This window comes from Vibrio sp. V08_P9A1T1 (assembly GCF_963874405.1).
GTDB classification, from domain to species: domain Bacteria; phylum Pseudomonadota; class Gammaproteobacteria; order Enterobacterales; family Vibrionaceae; genus Vibrio; species Vibrio anguillarum.
The window spans coordinates 1-7,897 of the sequence record NZ_CAWNIB010000067.1 but is presented as its reverse complement, the minus strand read 5'-3'; the positions used below and the strand labels follow the sequence as shown (position 1 = coordinate 7,897).

4 protein-coding genes are annotated in these 7,897 nt (G+C 45.8%); 1 reads left to right on the top strand and 3 read right to left on the bottom strand.

Annotated features, from left to right (window positions below; genetic code table 11):
- Nucleotides 1-185 precede the first annotated feature (185 nt).
- A complete protein-coding gene (locus AACT21_RS03755; RefSeq protein WP_094124895.1) occupies nt 186-899 on the bottom strand; it encodes a response regulator in 714 nt (237 codons plus the stop codon).
- Complete coding sequence (locus tag AACT21_RS03750) at nt 889-2,319, bottom strand: sensor histidine kinase (protein ID WP_094164442.1); 1,431 nt, start codon at nt 2,317-2,319, stop codon at nt 889-891. Before AACT21_RS03750 ends, AACT21_RS03755 begins: the two co-directional genes overlap by 11 nt.
- 115 nt (nt 2,320-2,434) lie before the next feature.
- On the opposite strand from AACT21_RS03750, the gene nifJ reads away from it, so the two are divergent.
- On the top strand, nt 2,435-5,719 hold the full coding sequence (nifJ, locus tag AACT21_RS03745; protein ID WP_094164441.1) for a pyruvate:ferredoxin (flavodoxin) oxidoreductase: 3,285 nt from the start codon (nt 2,435-2,437) through the stop codon (nt 5,717-5,719).
- A 131-nt stretch (nt 5,720-5,850) separates the two neighbouring features.
- Here the strand turns inward: nifJ and AACT21_RS03740 are convergent, their stop codons facing one another.
- Nucleotides 5,851-7,713 (bottom strand): potassium transporter Kup, encoded by a 1,863-nt coding sequence (locus tag AACT21_RS03740; RefSeq protein WP_094164440.1) that lies wholly within the window; start codon nt 7,711-7,713, stop codon nt 5,851-5,853.
- Nucleotides 7,714-7,897 lie beyond the last annotated feature (184 nt).

The following is a 7,897-nucleotide window of genomic DNA, read 5'->3' as shown; positions in this document are numbered from 1 at the left end:
CCTTACAAAACGGCTAAAGATGTGTGTATTTGTTACGTGCTCACTAATCCAATATCTCGCAAAACATCCCACTAACATTTCACGCTGGCTCTGCCTGAGTACTTAACCGATATTGAGTCTAACAAGCGCTTCGTATAGATGCTGTATGGATAGCAAGGCTCGATATAAAGATTTTATAAAGTAGCCTAAACCGCAAACTGGTCTGATTCGCCTTCTACCAACCGATATCCTACCCCTGTTTCTGTAATAATATGTTTAGGTTGGGCTGGATTTTCTTCCACTTTATGACGCAACTGGGCAACATGAATACGAACATAATGATGATGTTCAATGTAGTTACTGCCCCACACTTCTTTTAAAATTTGCTTATGAGTCAAAACCTTGCCCATATTTCTCACCAAAAGTTTTAAAATATTGTACTCGGTTTTGGTCAGTTTTAACGCTTCACCACTTTTAGTCACTTGCTTAAATGCCAAGTCGACAACTATCTGGCCGAATTGGTAGCAAACCGACTCTTGAGGCTGAGGTTGGCTCAGTTGGCGTAACGCGACACGTATTCGCGCTAGCAGTTCTTCACTACCAAATGGTTTAATCAAGTAATCGTTGGCTCCCGCATCAAGTGCCTGAACCTTATCTGATTCCTTATCACGGGCCGAGATGACAATGATTGGCGTCTGCGTCCAACCCCGAAGCTCTTTGGTGAGTGCAATACCTTCCATATCTGGTAAGCCTAAATCCAATAAAATCAGATGCGGATTCCAGTTTGCGACTAAGGCTATCCCTTGCTCTGCTGTTCCAGCCGTTTTGACTTGATACTGATAACCGCTGATCAACACGTTGAGAAAACGTTGAATCGGTGCTTCATCTTCAATGATCAAGATTTTAATTTCACTGTTCATACAGTCCCTTTAAATCGTAAAGTCGGCATGGTATCGCCACGCTAAAACTAACACCTTGGCTTTCACGGTTGCGAGCAACTATCGTACCGTGATGTGCGGTGACGATCACTTGGCATATCGCTAAGCCAAGCCCTGTGCCATCGACTTGGGTATGGTTGAGGCGATAAAAACGCTCAAAAATTCGGGTTAATTCTTGCTCAGGAATACCGGGGCCATTGTCCGCTACTGTTAAAATAAACGCCTCATCGCGGTATTCTATCTGGATCTCTATCTCACTTCCTTTAGGTGTATATTTGGCTGAATTTTCAATCAGGTTAGAGATAACCTGTTCAATCAATAAACTATCGAGTTCAACCAACATTGGTTCACTTTTTAAATTCACATGATGGTGACGCAATCGTCGAGATAAACGGCTCAGTGCACTGCCAAGCACTTCTTCAGGTTCGACCCAATCCAACTTAGGTACGAGGGCCGCGCTAGTGTAACGCGTGATATCAAGCAGTTTTGTTAAACTACGATTGAGCCGCTCACCTTGCTCAGCGATCGATTTCAATAGCTCATCTTGCACCTCTTGATCCAGCTTCAACCCCGCATCGGTCAACGTCGTTGCCACGCCAATGATCGTCCCTAATGGTGTTTTCAAATCATGAGATACTGACGCTAATAACGTGCTACGCATGGTTTCTAATTGATTAGCCGTTTCCACTTCCGCAAGCGCTTGGTTAGCTTGCGAACGTGCCAGTGACAAACTGAGTAATGAAATGACCCACGGGGTAACTTTGTCCTGTTGATCTTTTTCAACCACTAATACGCCCAATACTGTCTCTCGATCTTTAAGCCAGTGAATGGTGGTGGCCGCAGGTACATGACGGCCATCAAATTCTTCTAGCTGGGCATACGGAAAAGAATCGTTTTTGGCAAGCAGATGCCAGTGAGGGTGAGCAGATAAAATCGCGCTCGGCAAGCTCAGCTCTTTATTAAGAAATTGCACGGTCGCCTGCGCAATTTGCTCACTGGTTCGCAGTGCCGACAAGTGGCAAGCAAGCTGATAATAGGTCTTATGGCGCATCTGGAGGTGCTTATTTTTCTGTATTTGCTTTCTCTGTGACTGTGTTATATTGATCGCGAACATCCCACTGAACACCATCACCGAAAAAGTAATCACATGCTGTGCATTCTTAAAACGGAACGAACTGTAATCCGGCAATAAGAAGTAGTAATACACTATGACGCCCATAATGGTCATGAGGTATGCATTGCGTGGACGAAGTAGTGAAGCACTAACAATGTTGAGCAATAAAAACAGCATTGCCATGTCTGTTTCTAAGATATTTTTTCGGTAAATCACGCCCACCGTAGTAACCAACACATACAGGCATATCAATAAGATGACCCGTTGTGTCTCGTTTACTCGCGCCATGTTTAGCGTCTTAACCATCTTTGTTTCTCGTGATTTTGTCACCTTAGTGACGGAATCATACATCTTCAGACGTAAGTCGCAACGATTGCGATAAACACAAGAGGTTTCCAGAGTAATGAATTGGATTACTGATGCTAATACTGCGGTAGCAAATATAGCCTATCAATTAAGTGAAGTGATTGCCGTATACCCGATAACGCCAAGTACCACCATGGCCGAGTGCTGTGAAGCATGGTCGGCAAAACATCAGCTCAATATCTTAGGGGAGACACCCGAGGTAATTGAGATGCAATCTGAAGCGGGAACCATTGCGGTTGTGCATGGCAGCGCCATGAGCGGTGCATTAGCCACGACGTTTACTTCTTCGCAAGGATTATTATTGATGCTCCCCACTTTATATAAATTGGTGGGAGAGCTGACTCCGTGCGTGATCCATGTCGCCGCACGCAGTGTCGCAACCCATGCCCTATCGATTTTTTGCGATCACTCAGATGTGATGTCGATTCGGCAAACGGGCGTTGCCATGTTATGCGCAAGCAACGGTCAGCAAGCACAAGACATGGCGTTGATATCGACCATGGCTTCACTGCGCAGCCGGTTACCGTTTGTCCATTTTTTTGATGGATTTATCACCTCTCATACCTTAACTAATATAGACATGCTCACTACCGAGCAGGTAGCGCAACTTTTTCCCCATCGCGCATTACTTGAATTTCGTCAGCGCGCCTTAACGCCCGATCGCCCAACCTTACGCGGAGCAACGGCAGGTCCAGATACTTATTTTCAATGCCGCGAAGCGCAAAACCGCTATCAACAGCATGCACCCGATGTTGTCCAAACCTGTATGGATGAGTTTGCGCAGCGAGCTGGACGTGCCTATCACTTAGTAGAGTACTGTGGCCATCCACAAGCTACACGACTAATCATCGCTCTTGGCTCGGTCAGTGAAACACTCAACCAATACGTTCAAAGCAAGCCAGATGAGAGCGTCGGTGTTGTCACCGTTCATCTCTATCGCCCTTTTCCTACTCAAGCATTACTCAACGCCTTGCCTGAATCGGTACAGCAGATCAGTGTGTTGGACCGCACTAAAGAACCCGGAAGTAGCGGTGAACCGCTGTATCTGGATGTGCTTGATGCCATTTACCAAAGTGGTCGACCCATTGAGTTATTCCGAGGCCGTTATGGTTTATCGGGAAAAGCTTTCTTTCCAGAAGATGCGCAGCACATTTTCGCTATGATGCGAAATGAGCACGGCCGGAAAAGAGAATTCGTGGTAGGAATCGATGATGACGTCACTCATCTTAGCCTACCCGTTACCTCACAGCCTGAACGAGAAGAAGCGCTGCAAACGGTGTTGATGTACGGCTACGGTGGTGATGGTAGCATCTCGGCAGGAAAAAACGTGCTCAAAGCTCTTGGCAAGCAAAACCACTGGTATGTGAATGCTCAGTTCGAGTACGACTCGAAAAAATCACGCAATCTTACGACGACGCACTTGCGACTCTCCGAACAACCGATCCAAACTCCGTACCCGATTCGGCAAGCCAGATTAATTTCGCTCAGTCAATTAGGCCTACTGAAAGACATCGATATCACGCAGCGATTTTGTCAGCGCGCGCTACTATTGATCAACACATCGCTTATAGGGCAAGCACTGTGGGATTCTCTGCCATTTGCATTGCAATCGACTATTCAAGCTAAACAGATCAAAGTGGTGACGATCGATGCCGATAAGTTAAGCGCTCAGCATCAACTCAAAAACAAAGCCAGCGTAGCTATGCAAGTAGCGGCGACTTTACTGCTCAGCCCAAGCCAAGAACCTTCTCAACAGCGTGCAACTTTGCTGGTTCTGCAAGCAATGTGCAAAACGCAATTACAAGGAAAACCTGACGCACTTATCGAGCGTAACCTCGCGTGCATTGAGGCAGCAGCGCACGAGATAAACGACTCACCTTTCACCATCACCGCACAAACCTCGCAAACATCATTTGCGATCAAAGAGCGCAGCCAACCCGGTTCTTTGGTGGAATGGTTACTCGCTGGGAAAGGGGGAGATTTACCTGTCTCTGCCTACCCTGCTGACGGAATTTGGCCAACCAATACTTCTTCTTTAGAGAAACGAGATATCTCCGAACAATTACCAGTTTGGGATCCGGATCTCTGCACTCAGTGCGGTTACTGTGTCTCGATATGTCCGCACTCAGCAATTCGTGCTCGGGTGTTCGAACCCAACGAAGCACATCAAACATCGACCGCGCTTAAAACCATGTCTTATCGCTCTCGTCATCAACAAGATGCGCAATACGCATTACAAGTATCGCCCGATGACTGCACTGGCTGCCAACTCTGCGCACAAGTTTGTCCAGCCAAAGATAAGCGCGACCCTGAGCAGAAAGCGTTGACTATGGTCAGTAAGCCGCTTTGTTATGAACAAGAACAGCAGCAGTTTGCCCAGTTTAATGCGCTGCCAATGCAAAACATCCACCAGCAGAGCCGTATTGATGTCAAAACCATCCAGCATGTTGAGCCTTATTTCGAATACCCTAATGCTTGCGCTGGGTGTGGTGAAACACCTTATATTCGGATTTTGACCCAATTATTTGGTGACCGACTTTATATTGCCAATGCAACTGGATGCTCTTCCATTTTTGGTGGCAATTTGCCCACAACACCCTACAGCCAAGATGCCCAAGGAAGAGGACCTGCATGGGCTAATAGCCTATTTGAAGATAACGCGGAATTTGGACTGGGAATGCGATTAGCCGTCAAAGCCTTAGGGGCGCGAGCACAAACGGCCTTTGCTCAACACTCCCTTCACGGCAGCAATGAGTTACTCACTGACGTTGATGAGCGTCGACAACAACTGAGCAAGATAAAATCGAGCTTAACGTCAGACACTCCGCATGCCGAATTAAAGCTATTACTTGATTATTTGATTGAAAAACAGGTATGGCTGATAGGTGGCGATGGCTGGGCTTATGACATCGGTTTTGGCGGCCTTGACCATGTGTTACGCAGCGGTGAAAACATCAATATCTTAGTACTCGATACTCAATGCTATGCCAACACTGGTGGGCAAAAATCCAAATCAACCCCACAAGGAAAAACAGCCAAACTGTGTAGTTTACCCAACCCAAATCCCGCCAAAGATTTGGTTGCTCTTTACCAAAACCTGCCCGGTATTTATGTGGCAAGAATCGCTTTAGCGGCCAATATGAACCACACGATCAAAACGCTACAAGCGGCTGGGGAACATAAGGGGCCATCATTGGTTGTCGCTTATTCTCCATGCATTGAGCACCATTATGATCTTGCGCAGAGCGCCGAATACACCAAGGCACTGGTTAAGCAAGGTGACTGGCCACTGTATGCAGCGCTTGGCAAAAACGTTGAATAACACACCTTAACCCTGCTAAGAAATAAGCCGTTCCTTGATAAAGAAACGGCTTATTTCTACGTGAGTTGATGGATCTTACTTTAAGCTCAATGAGTCGATGCGCTGAACCGCAACACAATACAATCAAGACATTAAATTTCTCGATAGACGCCCATCTCAATCAAACGATCAGAAGGAATGTTAAGCCGCTCTGCCGTACGCAGCGCATGTTTGCTCATTAAGATAAATAACCGCGCTTTGAAATCATGCCATAGGCCCACTTTCTGCGCCTGAATACGCTCAGCAGAGAGCAAGAAAATAGTCTCATTGGGATGTAAATGCAGTCCTTTAAGCGAACAGGAGTGCATCACTTGTTCAATATCTGGTACTTCCTGATAGCCCGTATGGATGATCACTTGCCAAAACGTTTCTGACAACTGCTCGATCTCTGCTCGGCGACAAGGATGCACTTTAGGCTGTGATTCATACTGAAACGTCATCAATATATTACGCTCATGAAGCGTTTTATTGTATTTCAAATTATGCACCAAAGAGCGAGGGACATGATGGCTGACACGCGAAAGGTAGACGGCATTACCTTGGGTACGACGAAATGTTTCCCCTTCAAGAGAAGCAATCATGGCAGAAAGCGACAAATCACTGCCCGACACGTCAAGTAAACGCTGCTTCTGCTGCTGCCAAATAGACATCACAGCAAAGATAAGACCACCTAGCGAAATCGGCAACCAACCACCATCACTCAATTTGGTCGAAGTTGAAGTAAAGAGAAAGGCATCTAGGCTAACAAAAACCGTCCCCAGCAACCAAACATGTGCTCGCGGCCATTGCCAGTAATAACGTGCCACAATCACTATCAGTAACGACGAAATTGCCATGATCGCCGTTACGGCGATACCATAAGCGGCGGCTAAGTTAGCCGATGATTGGAAACGCATCATCACAAACAGCACAGCGACAAACAGCAACACATTGGCTGCTGGAACATAAATTTGCCCTTGAGAGTGCTCTGACGTATGGGTAATTTTCAATGGCGGGAGATAACCATAGTTCATTGCTTGACGAGTTAATGAAAAGATCCCCGAAATCACCGCTTGTGAAGCAATCACGGCCGCTAAGGTAGCCAAAATAATCACAGGCCATAGCCACAGGCTAGGCACTAAACCAAAAAAGGTTTGACCTGTAACACCTTGAGAAACCAACAGATAAGCCCCTTGCCCAAAATAGTTAAGCAATAAACTGGGTAACACAATCATAAACCAAGCAAGACGGATTGGCTTAATACCAATGTGTCCCATATCTGCATACAAGGCTTCAACGCCAGTCACTGACAGCACTACGACGCCAAGAATGATCAACGTATTTACCCCCTGTTCGGCGATAAAATGAAACGCGTAATAAGGATTGATTGCGACTAATACCTGTGGTTGCTCAATGATAGCGTTAAACCCTAAAACGCCCAGCGAGAGAAACCATATAACCATTACCGGCGCAAAAAATCGCCCAATACGTTCGGTGCCTAATGCTTGAATTGCAAACAGAATCACGATAATTCCTACTGCAATCGGTAGAACGAATGGTGCGAAATCTTGCTCCACCACCGCGATACCTTCCACAGCAGACAGTACTGACATAGCAGGCGTTATTACCGCTTCACCAAAAAAGAACCCGGTGGCTAATAACCCAAGTAATAACACCAAAGGCTTTAGTGAATCTGGGCAATGCTCTCTAGCAATTGCAGATAAAGTTAAAATACCACCTTCACCATGTTTATGCGCACGAGTGATGAGCATTAAATATTTCACCGAGACGATCAACACAAATGCCCAAAACACCAAAGAGAGGATGCCAAGTACATTCAATGAATTGATCGGTAATGGGTGGTGACTAAAAAACACCTCTTTTAGTGCATATAACGGGCTAGTGCCAATATCGCCATAAACGATACCTACGGCTAATAGTGCAAGCGAAGCGGTACTTTTTTGTGGTTGTTTCATTTCAATATTGCCCTAAATGGGCATCCTATCTAACTATGCTCACCTCATAGTAATCAGATAGATTTAAAGAAAATGTATAAAACCAAGGATAGGCATATAAAAAGTATAAAGATTCAATCCCAGATTGAGCAAAATGTAGTAATAGTGGTCAAACTCGTTTCAATCCACATCACTCTGTTAACAC

Bases quoted from the DNA above. Each gene is read 5' to 3' on its own strand.
- AACT21_RS03755 (WP_094124895.1), bottom strand. From the start codon at position 899: ATGAACAGTGAAATTAAAATCTTGATCATTGAAGATGAAGCACCGATT.
- AACT21_RS03750 (WP_094164442.1), bottom strand. From the start codon at position 2,319: ATGGCGCGAGTAAACGAGACACAACGGGTCATCTTATTGATATGCCTG.
- nifJ (WP_094164441.1), top strand. From the start codon at position 2,435: ATGAATTGGATTACTGATGCTAATACTGCGGTAGCAAATATAGCCTAT.
- AACT21_RS03740 (WP_094164440.1), bottom strand. From the start codon at position 7,713: ATGAAACAACCACAAAAAAGTACCGCTTCGCTTGCACTATTAGCCGTA.